The organism is Mesorhizobium sp. Root102, assembly GCF_001425625.1.
Lineage (GTDB): Bacteria > Pseudomonadota > Alphaproteobacteria > Rhizobiales > Rhizobiaceae > Mesorhizobium.
Genome location: NZ_LMCP01000012.1, coordinates 557,264 through 578,992 on the forward strand (window position 1 = coordinate 557,264; position 21,729 = coordinate 578,992).

The window sequence follows — 21,729 nt, forward strand, 5'->3', positions numbered from 1 at the left end:
CCTGGCCGGCGTCGCGCCTGACACGCTGTCCAGACGGCTTCCGGGATAGTCTGGAATAGCGCCGACTCTCGTTGAAAACGGAATTTTGAGCATCTGATTTCAAGAACGGATTGTCTTTGAAATTTCATTCCTTATTTTCCTGCCTCGCATCTGCCAGTTTCCAGCGCTCAAACATGCCGGATATCCGGCCAAGGACGGGATCACAGAAAAATGAAATGGCTCAAGTCGCTCATCATCGCCGGAACGCTGCAGGCTCTGGCTGTCACCGCAGGCCATGCCGGCGCCAATCTCGACCAGATCAAGCAGGCCGGGATCATCAAGGTCGGCACGGAAGGCACCTATGCGCCATTCACCTATCATGACACTTCCGGCGCGCTGGTCGGCTTCGACGTCGAAATAGCCAAGGCGATCGCCGACAAGCTCGGCGTCAAGGCCGAGTTCCTCGAAGGCAAGTGGGATGGGCTGATCGCCGGTCTCGACGCCAATCGCTATGACGCCGTCATCAACGAAGTCGGCATCACTGACGCCCGCAAGGCCAAGTACGATTTCTCCGATCCTTACATTGCCTCCAAGGCAGTGCTGATCGTGCGCGGCGACAACACCGACATCAAGAGTTTCGCCGATCTCAAGGGCAAGAAGTCGGCACAGTCGCTGACCTCGAATTTCGGCAAGCTGGCCGAGACGAATGGCGCCGAGCTGGTCGGCACCGATGGCTTCGACCAGTCGATCCAGCTGCTTTTGACAGGCCGCGCCGACGCCACCATCAATGACAGCCTGTCATTCCTCGACTTCAAGAAGCACAAGCCCGACGCCAATGTGAAGATCGCCGCGCAAGAGGAAAACGCCGACTATTCCGGCGTCATCGTGCGCAAGGGCGATCCGGAACTGGTCGCGGCGATCAACAAGGCGCTGGCCGACATCAAGGCCGACGGCACCTACAAGAAGATCGCCGACACCTATTTCGGGCAGGACGTTTCGAAGTAATCTGGTGAGTGGGCCGGTCTCCGGCCCATGAGACTATCGAGCGGCGAGCCGTCTTTGACGGCCCGCCGCTCTTACCGTGATATGGCTGACGCATTCGCGCCTTGACGAAGCCACCTCGACCACTTGGAGGGTCTTACGTGCCGCACTGGCTGCAACTGATGCTGGAGTCGCTGCCTTCGCTCCTGTGGGCGGCGCTGATCTTCACCGTGCCGCTGACGCTGTTGTCCTTTGTTCTTGGCTTGTCGGTCGGCCTGGGTGCCGCGCTCGCCCGGCTGTTCGGGGCGAAGCCGCTGGTTGCGTTTGTGCGCTTCTACGTCTGGATCTTCCGCGGCACGCCGCTCCTAGTGCAGTTGTTCCTGATCTTCTACGGCCTGCCGTCGGTCGGCATCCTGCTAGACGCCTTCACGGCGGCGTTGATCGGCTTCACGCTCAACATCGGCGCCTACACCTCGGAAATCATCCGCGCCGCCATAGGTTCGGTGCCGAAAGGCCAGTGGGAAGCCGCCTATTCGATCGGCATGACCTGGAGCCAGGCGATGCGGCGCACGATCCTGCCGCAGGCCGGCCGGGTCGCGGTGCCGCCGCTCTCCAACACCTTCATCTCGCTGGTCAAGGACACCTCGCTGGCCGCCGCCATCACCGTGCCGGAGATGTTCCAGGCGGCGCAGCGCATCGTCGCCACCACTTACGAGCCGCTGATCCTCTATGTCGAGGCAGCGATCCTCTATCTGGCGCTGAGTTCGGTGCTGTCGGCCTTGCAGAGGCGGCTGGAAACCCGCCTCAACCGCTATGGCGGCTTCCTGGAGGCACGCTCATGATCGGCCTCGGCAACATCGAAAAGCGCTTCGGCGACAATCTCGTGCTGAAGGGCGTGACAGTCGCCATTGCCAAAGGCAGCGTCACGGCGCTGGTCGGCCCGTCAGGCGGGGGAAAAAGCACCCTTCTGCGCTGCATCAACCTCTTGGAGATCCCGACCTCGGGCACGGTGCGGATCGGCGATGAGACGCTCGAATTCCACCCGGGCGGCCGGGTTCCGGCCAGGGATATCCAGCGCTTGCGGCTGCAGACCGGCATGGTGTTCCAGAACTTCCAGCTGTTTCCGCATCGCACTGCGATCGAGAATGTCATGGAGGGGCTGGTGACGGTGCTGAAATGGCCGCCTGAGCGGGCGCGGGAGCGGGCGCTGGCTTTGCTGGAGAAGGTGGGCATGGCGCACAAGGCCGATGCCTGGCCGGCGACGCTGTCCGGCGGCCAGCAGCAGCGCGTGGCGATCGCCCGCGCCCTGGCGCCGTCGCCGAAAGTGCTGCTTTGCGACGAACCGACCTCGGCGCTCGACCCGGAACTGGCGCAAGAGGTGGTCGACGTGCTCGGCAAGCTCGCCAGCGAAGGCACGACCATGGTGATGGCGACGCATGATCTGCGCCTCGCCTCCAAGATCGCCCAGGAAGTGGTGTTCCTCGATGCCGGCGTTATCGTCGAGAAGGGGCCGGCCGCAGTGCTGTTCGGCAATCCTGAGCAGCAGCGGACCAAGCGCTTCATTGCGACGCTGAAGCAGGAGGCGATGAAGGAAGGCGGCGGCGAGGTGTAAGCGCTGCCTTCGGTTCAGCGCCACTTCCAGAAAGCAAAAAACCCGGCGCAAGGCCGGGTTTTCCATGAATTCAGAGGTGACGAAGGTCAGGCAGCTTCTTCCTGCTCGGCTTCTTCATTGTCGGCCTTGGCGCCACGCTTAGGGCCCTTGTTGAGGTTGACCTCGATCAGGCGCACGGCTTCGGTTTCCGACATGCGGTTGACGGCAGCGATCTCGCGGGCCATGCGATCGAGCGCCGCCTCGTAGAGCTGACGCTCGGAATAGGACTGCTCCGGCTGGTTGTCGGCGCGGTAGAGATCGCGCACAACTTCCGAAATCGAGATCAGGTCGCCGGAATTGATCTTCGCATCATATTCCTGGGCGCGGCGCGACCACATGGTGCGCTTGACGCGGGCGCGGCCCTGCACGACCTTCAGCGCGCGCTCGACATAATCCTCTTCCGACAGCTTGCGCATGCCGATGGAGGTCGCCTTGGCGACCGGCACCTTCAGGCGCATCTTGTCCTTCGAGAAGTCGATCACGAACAGTTCCAGCTTGTGTCCAGCAACTTCCTGCTCGTCGATCGAGACGATCTGGCCGACGCCATGCGCCGGATAGACGATGTATTCGCCGGTCTTGAAACCGTGACGCGCAGCGGTGGACTTCTTCTGCGGGGTGATCGTTGCCATTACGCCCTGAACTCCTTGTTGTGGTACCGGCGTCCTGCCGGCCCGAACTCGCTCGATCGGGGAAACCGATCGTTAGCCGCACAACAGATGACCCATCGGAAAAGCCGGGCCGGCAAACGCAACATTGCGGCCGCCTGGCCCCAGATCGCTCTGGTCCGGAATGGGATTTTCACCTTTCAGTGATTTTGGGCGTCTGCGCCATAAATCGACGTTGTGTCACCGGCATGTTTTGTTAATGTAACACAAAAAGTCGGAAGAATCAAGGTTTTGCTGCATACGCGAAGGCCACAACCCGGCGCCGGCTGTCAAGCCGGTTAATGTGACATGCCTCTTACCTAGCGTAATACCGGCCTTTGCGGCCGTGTTGTCAATCGCCTTCGCCGGGCTCTGCCGAGAAGTACTTCTCGAACTTGCCAGCCTCGCCGTCGAAGGATTTGGCGTCTGCCGGAGGCTCCTTCTTGGCGGTGATGTTGGGCCATTTATCGGCGTATTCGGTATTGACCTGCAGCCATTTGTCGAGGCCGGGCTCGGTGTCGGGCTTGATCGCGTCGGCCGGGCATTCCGGCTCGCAGACGCCGCAGTCGATGCACTCGTCGGGATGGATGACGAGCATGTTCTCGCCTTCGTAGAAACAGTCGACCGGACAGACCTCGATGCAGTCCATGTATTTGCATTTGATGCAATTGTCGGTCACGACATAGGTCATCGGTCGGCTCCGGGACGTCCCATTTTTGTTGGGCTTTTTCCGTCAGGTAACGCCTTTATCGGCCGCTTGCAAGGGTAGCCATTGCGGGAGGTGCCGGTGTTTCCGGAATGGAATTCCAGACGACAGGCCCGGCGGAAGTCAGTCATGTTCCGCGCGGCGTCTTTTGCGGGGGTCAGTCTTTGCCTCAGGCGTGTCGCTATCCCAGAACCGCTGCGTGATTTTGGACGCCAGGCATCAATCTTCGCCGAGCAATCGGTCGGTCTGGCGGCGTTCCTTCTTGGTCGGGCGGCCGCTGCCGGCCTCGCGCAGCCCCGGAATTGCATCGGGAGGGGCTTCGCCCTTCGGCGCGGGCGGTGGCGACATATCCTCGTAGAGCGTGCGGGCCTCCTCGGCCGGACCGCGTCGCGTACCGGCGCCGAGTACCTTCCAGATGAAGATGCGCCGCTCAAGCGTGATGGTCAGCACGTCGCCTGACTTGACCTGATCGGAGGCCTGCGCTGCTTTGTCGCGATTGATGCGAACCCGGCCGGACACGACCAGCTTTGCCGCCAGCGAGCGCGATTTCACGGCGCGCGAGAAGAACAGCCATTTGTCGATACGCTGGCGGCCTTCAGCAACCATCGAAGCGCCTAGAGCATGATGCCGAAAAGTGCGAAGCGGCTTTCGGACGACATCATGCTCTATCTCTTAAGTTTAGAGCGGATTCAGATTTCAGGTCGATTCGACCCGAAATCATCCGGCTCTGGCCTACTTCTTCAGCTGGTCGCGCAGAGCAGCGAGCTTGGCGAAGGGCGAGTCCGGATCGAAGCGCACCGGGCGCTCCTCGCGCGGCTTCGGCTGGAAGGCGGGCTTGCCGCCTTGCGGACCACCCTTGCCATCCGGCCTGCCGCCCTTCCAGTCGGGACGGCCTTCGCGGCGGTCGGGACGCTCGCCTTGCGGCCGGCCGTCACGCCGCTGTTCGCCTTCGGTCTGCGGCTTGGGTTTGAACTTCGAGCGGTCGAAGCGCGCCTTGCCGGCTCCATCGCGCCGTCCTTCCTGGGCCGGACGCTCTCCGGATGCAGTTGCGGCCGCTGCGCCGGCGGCATCCGCAGGCGCATCGCTTCGGCCGCGCGCTTGTCCGTTGCGTGCACGATTGTTCTTGCGATTGTCGTCGCGGTTGCGCGGGCGCTGTTCGAAACGACCCTGGCGCCACAACAGGATGGGTTTTGGCGTTTCGGCTTCCGGAGCGGGTTCGCCGGCAGCTGCTTCAGCCACCGCTGCAGGCTCTTCCGGCGCGGCGTCCGTTGCGGGCGCGGCATCCGACACCAGCTCGGCCGGTGCGGCTTCCTCTGCCGCCGCGGCTTCAGCCTCTGCCTGCGGTTCAACCAGTGCCGGTTCTGCGGCTTCGGCCGCAGCCTCGGCTACCGGCGCTTCGTCCTGAGCGGTTTCGATCGGAGCGTCCGCCTGTTCGACTGCAGGCACAGCAGGTTCCGCCGCGGCGTCCGCGATGATTTCGGCGGGGATTTCGGCGACGGTTTCCGAAAGGGCCACTGTGTCCGACGCCGGCTCCGCCCCTTCGATTGCTGCCTCTGCCGCGGCATCCGTTGCCGCGGCTTCGGCCGCCTTGGCCTGCTCGGCTCGTGCAGCCTCTTCCGCCGCAAACTTCGCCATCGCCGCTTCGCGCGCGGCATTGTCCTGCGCTTCGAGCCGCGCCTTGACCTCGACGGCCGGCTTCGGCTCGGCACGATAGCCCAAGCCTTTCAGGATTTCTTCCATGTCGTCGGCGGTGGCGCCGAGGATCGACATCATCGGCGGCGTCACCATGAAGGATTGGCCGTCATAGGCGCCGTCCGGGCGCTGGCCGAGGCCGGGCTTCCAGTTGGTCGCCGGACGGATCAGATCGGCCAGCCGTTCCAGAATGTCGATGCGCACGGCGCGACGGCCGAGATTGCGGTAGCCGGCAAGCTTGTAGAAGGTCTTGTCGAAAGCCGGATCGATGACCACAGAGGTGCGTCCGGAGGCGAGAGCATGGACCACGTCGCCAAAGCCGGGCTTGTCCTTGCCATCGTTCTTCAGCGCCCACAGCAGCGTCACCAGTCCGGCAGGCGCCGGCTTGATCAGCGCCGGCACGAAGACATGGTAAGCGCCGAAGCGCACGCCAAGCCGGCGAAGAGCGGCGCGGCCTTCCTGGTCGAGCGACTTCATCTCCTCGGCGATGTCGCGTCGGTTGATGAGGCCGAAATTCTCGACCAGCTGGAAGGCGATGCCACGGCCGATGCCGGAAATCTGATCGGCGTTCTTCAGGTCGATCAGCGGCTTCAGCAGCGACTCGATCTGGAAATTGACGAAACGTTCGGCACGCGCGGCGACCTTGTCGCGCGCTGGGCCGGTCAGCTGTTCGTCGGCCAGCAGCACCAGGCGCGGCTTCAGCGCGTCTTCGCCTGATACCAGCGTGCCGATCGGCGCGCCGATCCAGCGCAGCGTGCCGTCCGAGCCAAGCGCGATGTCGCCATTGGCCGAGGCACCGAAGCGTTCGGCGCGCGCCTCGAACTCGGCGGCCAGCGCCTTCTGCGCGGCGGTGCGCACAGCCTTGGCGTCTTCGCCGCCGGCGGTCTGGTCTGCGGTGAAGCGGAACCCTTGCAACTCGCCGACATGGTGGCCTTCGACAAGGACGGTTCCGGTAGGACTAATTTCGGCTTCAGGCATGGTATTTTCTCTAAGGCGCCGCATGAGGACGGAAGTCCTGCGGTCTACGAAGCGTTTCGTCAACCGCTCATGCAGCGCATCCGACAATCTGTCTTCGATTTCGCGCGTCTTTTCCTGCCAGTGTGCCTGATCGGCCAGCCAGCCGGGCCGGTTCGACACGAATGTCCAGGTGCGGATCTGGGCAATGCGATGCGACAGCGTGTCGATATCGCCCTCGGTGGTGTCGGCGCGGCGCACCTGCTCGGCCATGTAATTCTCGTCGACATGGCCGTGGCGTGCGAGGTCCGTGTAGATCGAGGCAATGAGGTCGGCATGCTGGGCCGGCGCGATCTTGCGGTAGTCGGGCAGCGCGCAGGCTTCCCACAACAGCGCCACGCGCTTGGCATTGGTGGCGAGTGCACGGATGTCCTCGTCGCGCGACAGATGCTCGAGCGCCTGTGCGTCGACGGCAGGCAATGCCCGCGTCAGTCCCTCGACCGGGGCGTTGGTCTCGATCGAGCGCTTCAGCGCGTCGAGGCTGGCAAAGTCGAAATGCGCGGTGCGCCACTGCAGCACCTTCACCGGATCGAAATCATGGCCTTCGATCTTCTTGATCAGCTCCTCGTCCAGCGGGTCGACCTGGCCGGTGACGCCAAAGGTGCCGTCGCGCAGATGCCGGCCGGCGCGGCCGGCGATCTGGCCAAGCTCGGCCGCCGTCAGGTTGCGGTACTGGAAGCCATCGAACTTGCGGTTCTGGGCGAAGGCGACGTGGTCGAGATCGAGGTTGAGGCCCATGCCGATGGCGTCGGTGGCGATGAGATAGTCGACATCGCCGGACTGGAACAGTGCCACCTGGGCGTTGCGGGTGCGCGGCGAGAGCGCGCCGAGCACGACGGCGGCACCGCCTTGCTGGCGGCGGATGAGCTCGGCGATGGCGTAGACCTCGTCGGCGGAGAAGGCGACGATTGCCGTGCGCCGCGGCAGGCGGGTCAGCTTCTTGGAGCCGGCATAGGCAAGATGCGACAGCCTCGGCCGCGTCACCACCGAGACCCCCCTCAGCAGGCGCTGCAGGATGCCGTGCATGGTGGCCGCACCCAGCAGCAACGTTTCCTGGCGGCCGCGCAGATGCAGGATGCGGTCGGTGAAGATGTGGCCGCGCTCGAGGTCGCCGGCGAGCTGCACCTCGTCGATGGCGACGAAGGCGGCGTCGGTCTCGCGCGGCATGGCCTCGACCGTGCAGACCGAATATTTGGCGCCCGGTGGCTGGATCTTTTCTTCGCCGGTGATCAGCGCGACCTTGTGGGCGCCGACCTTTTCGCAGACACGGGCGTAGACCTCACGTGCCAGCAGCCTGAGCGGCAGGCCGATGATGCCGCTCTCATGCGCCACCATGCGTTCGATGGCGAGATGGGTCTTGCCGGTGTTGGTCGGCCCAAGCACGGCGGTCACGTCGCGGCCCGACAGGATCAGCGGCTCGGTGTGTTTGGGCTGGATGTTCATTGACCTAGAATAAGGCTTCTGGGACCTGGAAATAAGGCTTCTGGCCTCTGGTTGTCGGGAGCGTGCCTCAAAGTGGCGCGTATGACAGGCGACACATAGGGATTTCGGGCGCGAAGCGAAAGCGGAATGTTCCGCTGACGGCCAGAAGGTGGTTTTGTCAAGCTCTCAACCGGCTGCGAATTAACAGATAGAACGAGTCTGGAACGAATCAGCGACGAATCAGTGACTCCTGCAGATTCAGCTTTTGTTCACGGCTACATGTGGATTTTGCGACCGCGGTTCTCACCACATGCTGAATCGCTGAACTGGCCCGTTTCATGCTAAGAGGGCCTTGCCGTTAATCTTTGCCGATGAACGATCACAGTGGCTTGGCGTGCCTCAGCCAAGATTATGAAATTGTTGACCTTTCTTAACCCGCGTTAAGGAATTGGCAGGCGATTCCGGCTGTCGCCGTTAACGTTCCGCTCAAAGCCGGAACGAATCGGCGACGAATCAGCGATGTCAGAATTTTCTTGGTTTGTTCACCCAATATCTTGTGTTGTGAACAGCTTATCCACCGAGAATCCACAGGTTACGAAGTAGCTTTCGCACAGGGCAGCGGGTGGCTGTTAACCTCTGCGTGCCGGATTGGGTCACGTCGAAAAGACTGACCGGCAACGAAAGACGGGCCGGGTGTGCCGGCCCGTCGATCTCTCCGCCTACGCCGCCGCGTCGTCAGGCGAAGTATTGGCCGCCATTGGCTGTGATGGTCGAGCCGGTGATGAAGCCGGCATCTTCGGATGCGAGGAAGACGACGCAGCGCGCGATTTCTTCGGGTTCGCCGAGCCGGCCGACAGGGATCTGCGGAATGATGCGCTCGTTGAGCACCTTCTCGTCGATTGCCTTGACCATCTCGGTGGCGATGTAGCCGGGGCAGATGACGTTGACGGTGATGCCGGCGCGAGCCCCCTCCTGAGCGAGAGCTTTGCTGAAACCGATGTCGCCGGCCTTGGCGGCGGAATAGTTGACCTGGCCGGCCTGGCCTTTCTGGCCGTTGATCGAGGAGATGGTGATGACGCGGCCGAACTTGCGGTCGCGCATGCCGCTCCACAGCGGATGCGTCATGTTGAAGACGCCGGACAGGTTGGTGTCGATGACCTCTTTCCACTGCTCGCGGGTGATCTTGTGGAACATGGCGTCACGGGTGATGCCGGCATTGTTGACCAGCACCGAGACCGGGCCGAGATCGGCCTCGACTTGGCTGATGCCGGCGGCGCAGGCATCATAGTCGGCCACCGACCATTTGTAGACCGGAATGCCGGTCTCGGCGTTGAATTTCGCCGCCGCTTCGTCATTGCCGGCATAGTTCGCGGCAACCGAATAGCCGACGGTCTTCAATGCGATCGAGATCGCCGCGCCGATACCGCGCGATCCGCCTGTGACGATTGCTACCTTGGTCATATGCGCTCCTCCCTTTTTGGAGCGAATAGGGAGTAGCGAATAGCGAGTAGGGATTGATGTCCCGTTGCGCTGACGCCATTCTTCCCTATTCGCTACTCCCTATTCGCTATTCACTTCTCTTTAGAGCGCTTCCACGCACATGGCGACGCCCATGCCGCCGCCAATGCATAGGGTGGCCAGCCCCTTCTTGGCGCCGCGCCGGCGCATTTCGAAGACCAGCGTGTTGAAAATCCGGGCGCCTGAAGCGCCGATCGGGTGGCCGATGGCGATGGCGCCGCCATTGACGTTGACGATCGAGGGATCCCAGCCCATGTCCTTGTTGACGGCGCAGGCCTGGGCGGCAAAGGCCTCGTTGGCCTCGACCAGGTCGAGATCGCCGACCGACCAGCCGGCCTTTTCCAAGGCCTTGCGCGAGGCGGGAATAGGTCCGGTGCCCATGATCTGCGGATCGACGCCGGCGGTAGCCCAGGACACGATGCGCGCCAGCGGGGTGATGCCGCGCCTCACCGCTTCCGTTTCGCTCATCAGCAACGCGCCGGCGGCGCCGTCATTGATGCCGGAGGCGTTGGCGGCGGTCACCGTGCCGTCCTTGTCGAAGGCCGGCTTCAGCTTGGTCATGGCGTCGATCGTGGCGCCGTGGCGGATGTATTCGTCCTGGTCGACAATGGTGTCGCCCTTCTTGCCCTTGAGGGTGACGGCGACGATCTCGTCCTTGAACTTGCCGGCCTTCTGCGCGGCCTCGGCCTTGTTCTGCGAGGCCAACGCGAACTGGTCCTGATCGTCGCGGGTGATCTGGAACTGACGTGCGACGTTTTCGGCGGTGTTGCCCATGTGATAGCCGTTGAAGGCATCCCACAGCCCGTCCTTGATCATGGTGTCGATCAGCTTGAAGTCGCCCATCTTGACGCCGGCGCGCAGGTGCTGGGCATGCGTCGAAAGCGACATCGATTCCTGGCCGCCGGCGATGATCACCTTGGCATCGCCGGTGGCGATCTGCTGCATGCCGAGTGCAATGGCGCGCAGGCCCGAGCCGCAAACCTGATTGAGGCCCCAGGCGGTGGTCTCCTTGGGCAAGCCGGCATTGATCGATGCCTGGCGGGCCGGGTTCTGACCCTGAGCGGCGGTCAGCACCTGACCGAGGATGACCTCGTCGACCTCGCCTGGTTCGACACCGGCACGCGATAGCAATTCCCTGATGACGACGGCACCGAGCTCATGCGCGGGGGTGGCGGCGAAGGCGCCGTTGAAGGAGCCGACCGGCGTGCGCGCCGCACTGGCAATGACGATGGAAGCGGACATTTTCTTCTCCAGACTTCAAGGGTGTTGTTCTGTCGTTGAGGACTTTTCTTGCCCTTTCCCAACCCCAAGTCAAACCGGAAATGGGCATGGCGCCCATCCGCGGCAAGCAGGTCATGCCTTGCCATGGCGGCCATTCGTCCATTGCTGCGCAGCATATTTTGCCCGCTATGCAGCATTTAGTGATCCCGCACTGCACAAACTGCTTGGAATTGTGAGGCTTTTGCGCATATCCTCAAAAAAGGCACAATCGTTATCGGCGGCTTACTCAGAGGCGCGCCGGTGTCCCCGGGAGGATGTAGATGGCCGCTAAAGACGATCCGATCATCATCAAGAAATACGCCAATCGCCGCCTCTACAACACCGGCACCAGCACCTATGTGACGCTCGAAGACCTCGCAGAGATGGTCAAGAAGGGCGAGGAGTTCACCGTCCAGGACGCCAAGACCGGCGACGACATCACGCATCCGGTGCTGACACAGATCATCTTCGAACTGGAGAACAAGGACGGGCAGAACATGCTGCCGATCCCATTCCTGCGCCAGCTGATCGCCTATTATGGTGACCAGATGCAGATGATCGTGCCGAGCTTCCTCGAACAGTCGATGCTCGCCTTCTCCAAGGAGCAGGAACGCTTTCGCGAGCAGATGAAGGGGGCGATCGGCAAGTCGCCGCTCGACATGATGAAGATCACCACGCCGATCAAGGCGCTGGAGGAGCAGACACGCCGCAACATGGAAATGTTCCAGAATGCGATGCGACTGTTCACGCCGTTCCCGCCCGCTGGCTCCGCGCCAGCCGCCGCGCCAACGCCCGAGCCGGCCAGGAAGGAAACGCCAGAAAAACCCGACGACCTTCAGGAACTGAAGGATCAGATCGCGGCCATGCAGCGCAAGCTCGACACGATGTCGTGAGCGATTGGCGCTCTCTTGATCTTACGGCAGCACGCCCTCATAGCGGCCGCGCGGCCTGATTACACTTGCGCTCGTTATCTGTTCGACCGTGTGCGCGGCCCAGCCGACGCTGCGTGCGAGCGCGAACAGGCGGAACGGTGCATCGCGCGGCAAGCCAAGGCTGCGCGTCAGGGCGGCCAGCCCAAAATCGATGTTGGGAAGCGCGCCGGTCGCCGCAAGGGCAGCGTCGCGCAGCGACGACAGTGTGCCGTCAACCTCGATCACCGAGAGCAGCGCCGCCCCTCGGGGATCGCCGTCGGGATAGAGTGGATGGCCGAACCCCGGCAGCGGCCGGTCATGGCTGAGCCAGCGCCGGATCGTCGCATCGGCGCCATGTCGCGCCGCATCCTCGGCCAGTTGCATCACCGCCTCGCCGGCGCCGCCATGGCGCGGTCCCGATAGTGTCGCGAGCCCGGCGAGCAGGCAGGCGGCCAGCGGCGCGCCGGTCGAGGCCGCGACGCGCGCGGCGAAGGTCGACGCATTCAGCTCATGATCGGCAAGCAGGACAAGCGCGCGGCGGATCGCTTCCGCGCCGCCAGCATCCACCGACCAGTCCTGCGCCAGCCGCTGATGGACCGGATCCGGTCCTACCGGTGCGCCCAGCGCGCCGGCCAGCATGCCGATCGCGTGCGCGGCATCGGCATGCAGCGAGGCGGCGCTGCGCCCAAGCGATGGGCGCCCCTGGCCGGCAAGCACGGCAAGTTGCGCAAAGGCCGCGGCCCGGCCAGTCTGATGGGGCGCATCTGGCGACGGTGCTTCAAAAGCCACCGGTTCCGGCAAAGCCCAGAGCACTGCGGCCGTCTCTTCCAATGTGGCATATGCAGAAAGCGCTGCGGCGTCCTGCCCACGATAGATGAGCCGACCGTGCGAGACGGTCGAAATCGCCGTTGCGATCGAGGGCTCGCCCCAGGCAATGGCGCTTTCAGCGATGACTGACGGGCTGCGTCCGCGCGCCCTCCGCATTGCCAGCGCTTCTATGTCATCGGCGCGATACTGGCTGCGGCGCGGATCGGCGCGGTCGGGCCGCATGCCGATGCGCCCACGGCTGACATAGGCGTAGAGCGTCTGCGCCCGCACCTTGAGCCTTTCCAGCGCCTCTTCCCGTGACAACCACTCGGACATATCGGGCTCTGATATTGATTCTATTGATCAAGATTGATGCACATGTTGCCCAGCCTTATCTCCGATCTGAAAATGCTTCAAGGAGACAAGGCTATGGCAAATGGGCTCGATGACGTGGTGGCGGCGGAAACTGTGCTGTCCGACGTGGATGGTCTTGGCGGCCGTCTGACGATCCGAGGTCACTCGCTGCCGGAACTGGCCGGCCGCCGGAACTATGCCCAGGTGGTGCGCCTGCTGCTGAATGGCTTTTTCGACGACCTTCCCGACGATGCGGAACTGACGCGAGCGCTAGGCCAGGCACGCGAGGACGTGTTCGAACGGCTTTTGCCCTCACTGCCCTTGCCGGCATCGCTCGATATCTACAGCGCGATGCGCGCCGGCATGGCGCTGCTGCCGGACGGCGACACGCTGAGGGACGCCTTGCTGCTGATCGCGGCGCCCGCCGTGCTGACTCCAGCCCTGCTGCGCCTGAAGCGCGGCGAGGAGCCGATCGCGCCGGACCGCCGGGCCGATCATGCCGCCGACATGCTGAGGATGCTCAACGGCAGCGTCGCTTCACCGGGTCTGGCGAAAGCGCTCGACACCTATCTGGTGACCGTCTGCGACCATGGCCTCAACGCATCGACCTTCGCCACCCGCGTCGTCGCCTCGACACTGGCCGGCCTGACATCGTCCGTGCTGGCCGGACTTGGCGCGCTCAAGGGACCGCTGCATGGCGGCGCGCCAGGCCCGGTGGTCGAGATGCTGGATGCGATCGCGGAGCATGGCGATGCCGCTGGCTGGCTGCGCGACGAGGTCGCGCATGGTGAGCGCATCATGGGCTTCGGTCACCGCATCTACCGCGTGCGCGATCCGCGCGCCGATGTCCTGAAGGCGGTGGTGCGGCAACTCGGCGGCGGGGGCGAAACCGGCCGCCGGCTGGCCTTCGCGGAGACAGTGGAACAGGCCGCGCTCGACGTGCTTCGGGTCGCCAAGCCGCAGCGCTCGCTGCAGACCAATGTCGAGTTCTATACCGCGCTGCTGCTGGAGGCGGCGGGCTTTCCGCCGCAAGCTTTCAGCAATGTCTTTGCCGCCGGGCGTGTCGCCGGCTGGATTGCGCATGCGCGTGAACAGCAGACGACTGGACGGCTGATCCGGCCGCAGTCGCGCTATGTCGGGCCCGTGCCGGACTTGGTTGCCTGAAGCTTTTTTAGCTTTCGCTGGGGAGAGCGGCGGCTGTGCGGCCGCTCATGACGAAAATTTCATCTCGCCGCAAAATTCTGGCCGCTGTTATTGCGTCGCATTGAGTATATATGCTGCACTGCAACATAAGCTCGCTCTCGACGCAACCAGAGGATTCCGCCCTTGGCCACCAGGAAAACCGCAGTTATCACCGGCTCCACATCAGGCATTGGCCTGGCCATCGCTCAGGCGTTGGCGGCCAAAGGCCACAATGTCGTCGTCAACTCTTTCTCCGACACGGCCGCCGACCACGCCGTCGCCGATGCGATCGCCAGCCAGCACAAGGTGAACACTGCCTACATCAAGGCGGACATGTCGAAGCCGGCTGAATGCCGCGCGCTGATCGCCAAGGCGGCCGAGAAATTCGGGTCGGTCGATATCCTGGTCAACAATGCCGGCATCCAGCATGTCGCGCCGGTGGAAGAGTTCCCGATCGAGAAATGGGACGCCATCATTGCTATCAACCTGTCGTCGGCGTTCCATACCATCGCAGCCGCAATTCCGGTGATGAAAAACGCCGGTGGCGGCCGGATCGTCAACATCGCATCGGCGCACGGCCTGGTCGCGTCGCCATTCAAGTCGGCCTATGTCTCGGCCAAGCACGGCATCATGGGATTGACCAAGACCGTCGCGCTCGAACTGGCGCGTGAAAAGATCACCTGCAACGCCATCTGCCCGGGCTACGTGCTGACGCCGCTGGTCGAGGCGCAGATCCCCGACCAGATGAAAGCCCACAACATGGACCGCGAGACCGTCATCCGCGAGGTCATGCTGGACAAGCAGCCGACCAAGGAATTCGTCACGGTCGAGCAGATCGCGGCGGCGGCGGTGTTCCTGTGCTCGGACGCGGCAGCGCAGGTCAATGGCACGCATCTCTCGGTCGATGGCGGCTGGACCGCCGCGTGAGGCGCAAAATTTTCTCATCGACCCAAACAGACGGATCAAGGACGACGCCATGACCAAAAACGGCAAGGCGGAGGAGACGAAGAAGATCAACGTAGCGCTTCAGGGCGGCGGCTCGCACGGGGCGTTTTCCTGGGGTGTGCTCGACCGGCTGCTGGAGGACGGACGGCTGGAGATATCAGCAGTGTCCGGCACCAGCGCCGGCGCGATGAACTCGGTGGCGCTGGCTGACGGTTTTGTCCGTGGCGGTGTTGAAGGCGCGCGGCAAAAACTCGACGATTTCTGGCGCGCGGTGGCGGTCAAAGGTCGGTTCAGCCCGGTGCGACGCATGCCGTGGGATGTCGCCTGGGGCAACTGGTCGATCGAGAACACACCAGGCTATCTCTTCTTCGACACCATGTCGCGGGTGTTCTCGCCCTACGTCGCCAACCCGCTCGGCCTCAATCCGCTGCGCGACGTTGTGCAGCAGGAGATCGATTTCGAGAATGTTCGCGCCTGCAAGTCGATGGAACTGTTCATCTCGGCGACCAATGTCGAGACCGGACAGTTGCGCGTCTTTTCCGACGGCGAGATCGACCTCGACACGGTGATGGCCTCGGCCTGCCTGCCGCAGCTGTTCCGCGCCGTCGAGATCAAGGGCGTGCCCTATTGGGACGGCGGCTATGGCGGCAACCCGGCGCTTTATCCGTTCTTCAAGACGGCGGCGACCGAGGACGTGCTTCTGGTGCAGATCAATCCGGTGGTGCGGGAGGGAACACCAAGGAGCGCCAACGAGATCCAGAACCGCATCGACGAGATCACCTTCAACGCCGGGCTGTTGCGAGAATTCCGCTCGATCGCCTTCGTCAAGGAGCTGATCGCCGCCGGCCGTCTGCCGCATGGCGAGTATCGCGACATCCGCATGCACCGCATCGATGCCGACGAGGCGTTCAAGGACCTGTCGGCGTCATCGAAGGTCAATGCCGAATGGGCGTTCCTGACCTATCTGCGTGATCTCGGCCGCACCGCAGCCAGCGACTGGCTGGAAGAGAATTACGACGCCGTCGGCAAACGTCCGACGCTCGATCTTTCTGGGGAACTGGACGACGGCTTCAAGCCGGTACGCGGTCCGGCACCTGGCCGGCGGGTCAAGGAATTCCTCGCTGTGCGCAAGAAACCCGAAGTGGTTCGCCGTCGGGCCTGAGCTGAAACCCGGCACAGCTGGTTTCATCGAGCCTTCAAGGTCAGGTCGATCACCCTGATCAGGGCGGCGGCGGCCTGCCGCTGCCCCTCCGGATCGCTGATCCGCGTCTTCATGCCTTCCAGCCCGTCGAGCAGCATGTCGGCAAGCAGTTGCGTCGACAGGCCCCGGGCCGCCAGATCGACGCCGTTCCTGGCTGCTTCGCCCTCGATCGCGGCGGCGATATGTTTGCCAAGTCCGCCGCGCCAGCAGCCCACCAGATCGCCAAGGCTCGACTTCATGTCCAGCAATTCGGCGCCGTGCGGCGAGGCAACGACGGCGCCCATCATCGAGATGAATGCCTCGTCGATGGCGCGCATCATGCGTTCGGTGAAGGCGCCGTCACCGGCCAGAGCCATTTGTGCCGCCTCGACCGAGCGCGACAGGATCATCATGGCGATGGCGCGGAAAATGTCGGTCTTGTTCTTGAACAGGAGATAGAGCGCCGGTCGCGACATGTCGGCGGCGCGGGCGATGTCGTCCATGGTGGTGCGGGAGAAGCCATAGGCCAAAAACACCTTCAGCGCCCCATCCAGGATACGGACGCGTTTGGGGTCGGCGGCGGCGATGTCCTCGATCTGATTCATGAAGCAATTCTACTCTGCAAAATCTTAATTGACAAAATGACGTAATTTGTCAATCTGTTTAAGGGCGGAGCGACCCAAGGAGGACGTTTCGTCCTTGGGCAGTGGACGACAACAAAGGGTATCCCCATGCGCCTCACCGTCGACGGTCAGTCATTCGATATCGATGCCGTTCCAGACATGCCGCTGCTGTGGGCGCTGCGCGATCTCATTGGCAAGACAGGGCCGAAGTTCGGCTGCGGCATCGCCGCCTGCGGCGCCTGCACGGTTCATGTCGACGGTCAGCCGGTGCGTTCCTGCTCGCTTCCGGTCGGCAAGGTCAGCGGCGCCGTCACCACAATCGAAGGCATCGGCACGGCGGGCAGACTGCATCCGGTGCAGCAGGCATGGCTGGAGGAACAGGTCGCGCAATGCGGCTACTGCCAGGCCGGCCAGATCATGAGCGCGGTGGCGCTGCTCGACGAGGTGGCAGACCCGAGCGACGCCGATATCGACAACGCCATGGGCGGCAATCTCTGCCGCTGCGGCACCTATCCCAGGATTCGCTCGGCCATCAAGAAGGCCGCGGCGCTCAAGACGGCGGGGCTCTGACCATGGCCAGTGTCGGAAAGATCGCCCGCCGCACGTTTCTGATTGGCGCTGCCGCTGTCGCGGGCGGCGTCGCCGTCGGCTATTACTATTACCGCAAGCCTTTCCCCAATCCACTTGAAGGAGATCTGGCCCAGGGCGAGGTGACGTTCAATCCCTATGTGAAGATCGGCGCCGACAACACCATCACCATCGTCGCGCCGCGCGCCGAGATGGGGCAAGGCATTTCGACGACACTCGCCGTCATGGTTGCCGAAGAGCTCGATGTCGGCCTCGATCGGGTCAAGGTCGAGCACGGACCGGCCTCCCATGCCTATTACAACGCGGTGATTCTCGAAGAGGGCGGTCCGTTCGCCTTCTTCGACGAGAGCATGACCGCGCAGGCGGTGCGCTCCGGCCTGGGTGTTGTGGGCAAGTTCCTTGCCCTGCAGGGCACTGGTGGTTCGACTTCGACACGCGATGGTTTTGACAAGATGCGGCAAGCGGGCGCAGCCGCCCGGCAGATGCTGATCGCGGCGGCGGCGCAGAAACTGGGCGTTGCCGCGGCCGATCTGGAAACGGCTGATGGTTCGATCCTGCATAAAGCGTCGGGCAAGTCGCTGACCTATGGCGCGGTCGCGGCGGCCGCTGCCGCGATGGCGCCGCCGGCCGAAGTCAGGCTCAAGGATCGGACCGACTGGAAACTGCTGGGAAAGCCGCAAAAGCGCATCGACATGCTGGCCAAGGTCACCGGGGCGCCGATCTTCGGCATCGATGTCCGGCTGCCGGACATGCTCTACGGCACGGTCAAGATGAGCCCGCGCTTCTGGTCGAGGCCGGTCAAGGCGGACCTCTCCAAGGCCGAGAAAATGCCCGGCGTGATCAAGATCGTGCCGCTCGAGACGAATTACGGCCATGGCTTCGGCATCATCGCCGAAAACACATGGGCAGCGTTCAATGCGGCCCAGGCGATCGACGCCCAGTGGTCCGATCCCGAGTATCCGCCCAGCAGTGCTGCCATTTCCGATGTGCTGAAGCAGGCGCTTGGCACCAAGGGCTCGGTGATGCGCGACAATGGCGATGTCGACACCGCCTTCGCCGACGCGCCGCGCGAAAGGATCGTCGAGGCCGACTATGGGGTGCCCTATCTGGCGCATGCGACGATGGAGCCGATGAACGCCACGGCGCAGCTCAGGGGCGGCGCGCTCGACATCTGGTGCGGCAACCAGGCGCCGACCCTGGTGCGGCAGCTCTGCGCCAACGCGGTCGGCATCGAGCAGGACAAGATCACCGTGCACACCACCTTCATGGGCGGCGGTTTCGGCCGGCGCGTCGAGATGGATTACGCGCTGTGCGCCGCGCTGATGGCCAAGGAGACAGGCGGGCGTCCGGTCAAGGTGACCTGGACGCGTGAAGAAGATATGCGCCACGACGCCTATCGACCGGCCGCTATCGGCAAGTTCCAGGCGCGGCTCGGCGACGATGGCATGCCGGTCGCCGTCGACATGAAGATGGCCGCGCCATCGATAACTGCCGGTATGCTGCGCCGGCTGTTCCCCTCTATATCGCCGCTCGGTCCCGACAAGACCATTGTCGATGGCGCCTATGACCAGCCCTACACCATCCCGAACTACCGGGTCAGTGGTGTCGCGGCGCCGGTCTCGATCCCTGTCGGCTCCTGGCGTTCGGTCGGCAGTTCGGTCAACGGCTTCTTCCATGAGGGCTTCATGGATGAGATCGCCGTCGCCGGCAAAATCGATCCGGTCGAGATGCGCAAGAGACTGATGGCCGCCTATCCCTCGGCGGTGAAGGTGGTGGAGAAAGTCGCCGCGATGGCGAAATGGGGCGAGGCGCTGCCCGCAGGCAAGGCCAAGGGCATGGCCTTTACGCTGTCCTTCGGCAGCTGGGTCGGCGAGATTGTCCAGGTGGCGGACACGCCGGCCGGTATCCGTATCGAGAAGGTGTGGATCGCCGCCGATGTCGGCACCGCGCTCGATCCCGGCATCATCGAGGCGCAGTTGGTTTCCGCCGCCATCTTCGGCCTGTCGGCGGCGATGGGTCAGGAAATCACCTTCGCCGACGGCATGGTCGAACAGTCGAACTTCCACGACTTCGATGCCATGCGCATCTTCCAGTGCCCGGTCTTCGAAGTGGCCATCCTGGAGAACTTCCACAAGATGGGCGGCGTCGGCGAGGTCGGTACGCCGCCGGCGGCTCCGGCGCTTGCCAACGCCATCTTCGCGCTCACCGGCAAGCGCATCCGCACGCTGCCGCTGTCGAAAACGGTGGCCTTCGTATGAAGAAGCTCCTCATCATGCTGACGCCTGCTGCCATGCTTGTCCTGGCAGTGCCGTTCGCGATCGCGCAAGAGAGCCAGACGCCGGCGCCGGTGACGCTCGACGCGGCAAAAGGCCTCTCCGAATGGGACAAGATCTATGCGGTGTTCTCGCATCCGCGCTGCGCCGACTGTCATGTCGCGGACGACCGGCCGCGCTGGTCCGGCGCGCATTATGGCGGCACCCGCGTTCACGCCTTCAATGTCCAGCGCGGTGCTGACGGTTCGGGCTTCGGCAATCCGGGCCTGCGCTGCACGACCTGCCATTTCTCAAGCAATTCCAATGCATTGTACGGGCCGCCCGGAGCCGAGAACTGGCATCTGGCGCCAGCCGAAATGGCCTGGTTCGGCAAATCCTCGGCGGAAATCTGCGCCCAGATCAAGGATCCCCTGCGCAATGGCAACCGCAGCTTGAAGGACATCGCGCTGCATGTTAGCGACGACAAATTGGTCGCCTGGGGCTGGGCGCCGGGGTCGGATCGTGAGCCGGCTCCGGGCTCCGCCGAAGCAACCTATCAAGCGATCGAAAACTGGGTTGCGGCGGGCGCTTCTTGTCCGGTGGCGCAATGAACTTGCAACTTTCGCACTATATTGCGGTGCAACTTTGATGTAGAAGCGCGCTTCGCCGATCACGGCAAATTGAACACGGCCCTGCGCGCACCCATATCGGCGACGCGCCCGCGTCATGAGGACGCTGGCCGAACCCGCAGTGGAAAAAACGACGATGCCGAGAATCAGGTTTCACAAGCTTGCAGCCATTGTTGTGCTCATTGGTTTCGCGGCCTGGATGGCGACTGGCGAGTTTTCGTCGGTCGGCAGCGTAGCCGCCAACAAGGCCAAGGCAGCCGAAGTCGAGCAGGCCAAGGCGCCGGACGCGGCCAAGCCCAAGACGGCGGAAGCCGAGCCGAAGGCACCGCTGCGCACCGTCGCGGTGGTGACGCCGCCGCGCAAGACCTATGCACGCGCCATCCGCGTTTCCGGATTGACCGAAGCCGATAAACGAGCGGTGCTGGGGGCGCGCGTTGCCGGTGTCATCGACAAGCTGCCGGTCAAGCAGGGCCAGCACGTCAAGACCGGCGATCTGGTGCTGATGCTTGCGGCGGAAGAAAAGATCTCCATGGTCGACAACGCCAAGCAGCTTGTGGTGCAGCGCCAGGCCGAGCTGGACGCCGCCCTGCGACTGATGAAAACCGGCAACCTGCCCAAGCTGCAGCTCGACACCGCGCGCTCGAACCTGACCTCGGCGCAGTCGCTGCTGGAAACGGCACAGGCCCTACTCGAGCGCAACGAGGTGAGGGCGCCTTTCGACGGCGTGATCGACCGGGTGCCGGTGGAACTTGGCAGTTCCATCAGGGAGGGCGGCGAGGTGGCAACCATCCTCAAGCTTGATCCGGTGATTGCCCGCGGCGAAGTCAGCGAGCGCGACCTCGGCTACCTCAAGCTGGGCGACAAGGCCAATGTCCGGCTGGTCAGCGGCCAGACGGTCGAGGGCACAGTGCGCTACATCAGCCGCGACGCGTCGTCGGCGACCCGCACCTTCCGCGTCGAGGTGGCGATCCCCAATGGCGATGGCTCCGTGCCGGCCGGCATGACGGCGGAAATCGCGCTCTACGCGCAACCGACCGACGCGGTCCTGCTGCCGCGCTCGGTGGTGACGCTCGGCGACAAGGGCGACCTCGGCATCCGTGCCGTGGGCAAGGACAACAAGGTGGCGTTCTTCCCGATCGATCTCGTCGACGACACGCCGACCGGACTCGTGCTTGGCGGCATCCCGGCCGATGCGCGCATCATCGTCGCCGGCCAGGAACTGGTGAAGGAAGGCGATCTGGTCAATCCGGTCGAGGCCGACCAGGCGACCATCAAGAAGCTGCTCGGCGAGGCGACTGCCGGCACGCAGTAGCAAGAGGTCGCGGCGGACTAGCCCTGGGCGGGGACAATCGGCTGCGACGCAGCTCCTGAAATTCAAGAACAGGCGTTAG

General features: G+C 63.6%; 19 protein-coding genes. 11 read left to right on the forward strand and 8 right to left on the reverse strand.

All coding sequences use genetic code 11. From position 1 onward, the window contains the following. Nucleotides 1–210: 210 nt before the first annotated feature. From ASD12_RS13880 to ASD12_RS13890, 3 genes are all read left to right on the forward strand, one after another. Nucleotides 211–984, forward strand: coding sequence for an amino acid ABC transporter substrate-binding protein (locus ASD12_RS13880; RefSeq protein ID WP_056586549.1), 774 nt, complete (start codon nucleotides 211–213; stop codon nucleotides 982–984). Nucleotides 985–1,121: 137 nt separating this feature from the next. Continuing rightward, nucleotides 1,122–1,802, forward strand: a complete 681-nt coding sequence (locus tag ASD12_RS13885; RefSeq protein WP_056586552.1) for an amino acid ABC transporter permease — start codon at nucleotides 1,122–1,124, stop codon at nucleotides 1,800–1,802. After that, nucleotides 1,799–2,572, forward strand: coding sequence for an amino acid ABC transporter ATP-binding protein (locus ASD12_RS13890; protein WP_056586555.1), 774 nt, complete (start codon nucleotides 1,799–1,801; stop codon nucleotides 2,570–2,572). The genes ASD12_RS13885 and ASD12_RS13890 overlap by 4 nt, the downstream gene beginning before the upstream one ends. An 86-nt stretch (nucleotides 2,573–2,658) precedes the next feature. Here ASD12_RS13890 and ASD12_RS13895 read toward each other — a convergent pair whose 3' ends face one another. The 6 genes from ASD12_RS13895 to ASD12_RS13920 all read right to left on the reverse strand — a co-directional run bounded on the left by ASD12_RS13895 (nucleotide 2,659) and on the right by ASD12_RS13920 (nucleotide 10,849). Then, entirely contained in the window at nucleotides 2,659–3,240 is a 582-nt protein-coding gene (locus ASD12_RS13895) for a CarD family transcriptional regulator (RefSeq protein ID WP_013529179.1), read from the reverse strand. Between the two features lie 367 nt (nucleotides 3,241–3,607). Next, nucleotides 3,608–3,946 (reverse strand): ferredoxin FdxA, encoded by a 339-nt coding sequence (gene fdxA, locus ASD12_RS13900; protein WP_023699302.1) that lies wholly within the window; start codon nucleotides 3,944–3,946, stop codon nucleotides 3,608–3,610. A 234-nt stretch (nucleotides 3,947–4,180) separates the two neighbouring features. Next, nucleotides 4,181–4,567: an RNA-binding S4 domain-containing protein gene (locus ASD12_RS13905; RefSeq protein ID WP_056586558.1), complete on the reverse strand. Its 387-nt coding sequence runs from the start codon at nucleotides 4,565–4,567 to the stop codon at nucleotides 4,181–4,183. Between the two features lie 126 nt (nucleotides 4,568–4,693). Then, nucleotides 4,694–8,110, reverse strand: coding sequence for a helicase-related protein (locus tag ASD12_RS13910; protein ID WP_056586563.1), 3,417 nt, complete (start codon nucleotides 8,108–8,110; stop codon nucleotides 4,694–4,696). A gap of 714 nt (nucleotides 8,111–8,824) precedes the next feature. Beyond that, the gene (gene phbB / locus ASD12_RS13915; protein WP_056586565.1) at nucleotides 8,825–9,550 is read right to left on the reverse strand and encodes an acetoacetyl-CoA reductase; all 726 of its coding nucleotides are present in this window, start codon (nucleotides 9,548–9,550) and stop codon (nucleotides 8,825–8,827) included. A 120-nt stretch (nucleotides 9,551–9,670) separates the two neighbouring features. After that, nucleotides 9,671–10,849, reverse strand: coding sequence for an acetyl-CoA C-acetyltransferase (locus ASD12_RS13920; RefSeq protein WP_056586568.1), 1,179 nt, complete (start codon nucleotides 10,847–10,849; stop codon nucleotides 9,671–9,673). A gap of 299 nt (nucleotides 10,850–11,148) precedes the next feature. Here ASD12_RS13920 and phaR point away from each other — a divergent pair, with 299 nt between their 5' ends. Next, on the forward strand, nucleotides 11,149–11,760 hold the full coding sequence (phaR, locus tag ASD12_RS13925) for a polyhydroxyalkanoate synthesis repressor PhaR (protein WP_056586571.1): 612 nt from the start codon (nucleotides 11,149–11,151) through the stop codon (nucleotides 11,758–11,760). 21 nt (nucleotides 11,761–11,781) lie between these two features. Here phaR and ASD12_RS13930 read toward each other — a convergent pair whose 3' ends face one another. Continuing rightward, complete coding sequence (locus ASD12_RS13930; RefSeq protein WP_056586575.1) at nucleotides 11,782–12,921, reverse strand: citrate synthase; 1,140 nt, start codon at nucleotides 12,919–12,921, stop codon at nucleotides 11,782–11,784. A 93-nt stretch (nucleotides 12,922–13,014) separates the two neighbouring features. Here ASD12_RS13930 and ASD12_RS13935 point away from each other — a divergent pair, with 93 nt between their 5' ends. The 3 genes from ASD12_RS13935 (at nucleotide 13,015) to ASD12_RS13945 (ending at nucleotide 16,228) form a co-directional block, all read left to right on the forward strand. Then, nucleotides 13,015–14,103 (forward strand): citrate synthase/methylcitrate synthase, encoded by a 1,089-nt coding sequence (locus ASD12_RS13935; RefSeq protein ID WP_056586578.1) that lies wholly within the window; start codon nucleotides 13,015–13,017, stop codon nucleotides 14,101–14,103. Nucleotides 14,104–14,256: 153 nt separating this feature from the next. Then, nucleotides 14,257–15,048, forward strand: a complete 792-nt coding sequence (locus ASD12_RS13940; RefSeq protein WP_162252250.1) for a 3-hydroxybutyrate dehydrogenase — start codon at nucleotides 14,257–14,259, stop codon at nucleotides 15,046–15,048. Between the two features lie 49 nt (nucleotides 15,049–15,097). Then, a complete protein-coding gene (locus ASD12_RS13945; RefSeq protein WP_056586886.1) occupies nucleotides 15,098–16,228 on the forward strand; it encodes a patatin-like phospholipase family protein in 1,131 nt (376 codons plus the stop codon). A gap of 23 nt (nucleotides 16,229–16,251) precedes the next feature. Here the strand turns inward: ASD12_RS13945 and ASD12_RS13950 are convergent, their stop codons facing one another. Beyond that, the gene (locus ASD12_RS13950; protein WP_056586584.1) at nucleotides 16,252–16,851 is read right to left on the reverse strand and encodes a TetR/AcrR family transcriptional regulator; all 600 of its coding nucleotides are present in this window, start codon (nucleotides 16,849–16,851) and stop codon (nucleotides 16,252–16,254) included. 126 nt (nucleotides 16,852–16,977) lie between these two features. Here ASD12_RS13950 and ASD12_RS13955 point away from each other — a divergent pair, with 126 nt between their 5' ends. The 4 genes from ASD12_RS13955 (at nucleotide 16,978) to ASD12_RS13970 (ending at nucleotide 21,650) form a co-directional block, all read left to right on the forward strand. Further along, entirely contained in the window at nucleotides 16,978–17,439 is a 462-nt protein-coding gene (locus tag ASD12_RS13955) for a (2Fe-2S)-binding protein (protein WP_056586586.1), read from the forward strand. Between the two features lie 2 nt (nucleotides 17,440–17,441). Continuing rightward, on the forward strand, nucleotides 17,442–19,715 hold the full coding sequence (locus tag ASD12_RS13960) for a xanthine dehydrogenase family protein molybdopterin-binding subunit (RefSeq protein ID WP_056586589.1): 2,274 nt from the start codon (nucleotides 17,442–17,444) through the stop codon (nucleotides 19,713–19,715). Further along, nucleotides 19,712–20,320, forward strand: a complete 609-nt coding sequence (locus tag ASD12_RS13965) for a hypothetical protein (RefSeq protein ID WP_056586592.1) — start codon at nucleotides 19,712–19,714, stop codon at nucleotides 20,318–20,320. Before ASD12_RS13960 ends, ASD12_RS13965 begins: the two co-directional genes overlap by 4 nt. Nucleotides 20,321–20,474: 154 nt before the next feature. Next, nucleotides 20,475–21,650 (forward strand): efflux RND transporter periplasmic adaptor subunit, encoded by a 1,176-nt coding sequence (locus tag ASD12_RS13970; RefSeq protein ID WP_082525417.1) that lies wholly within the window; start codon nucleotides 20,475–20,477, stop codon nucleotides 21,648–21,650. Nucleotides 21,651–21,729 lie beyond the last annotated feature (79 nt).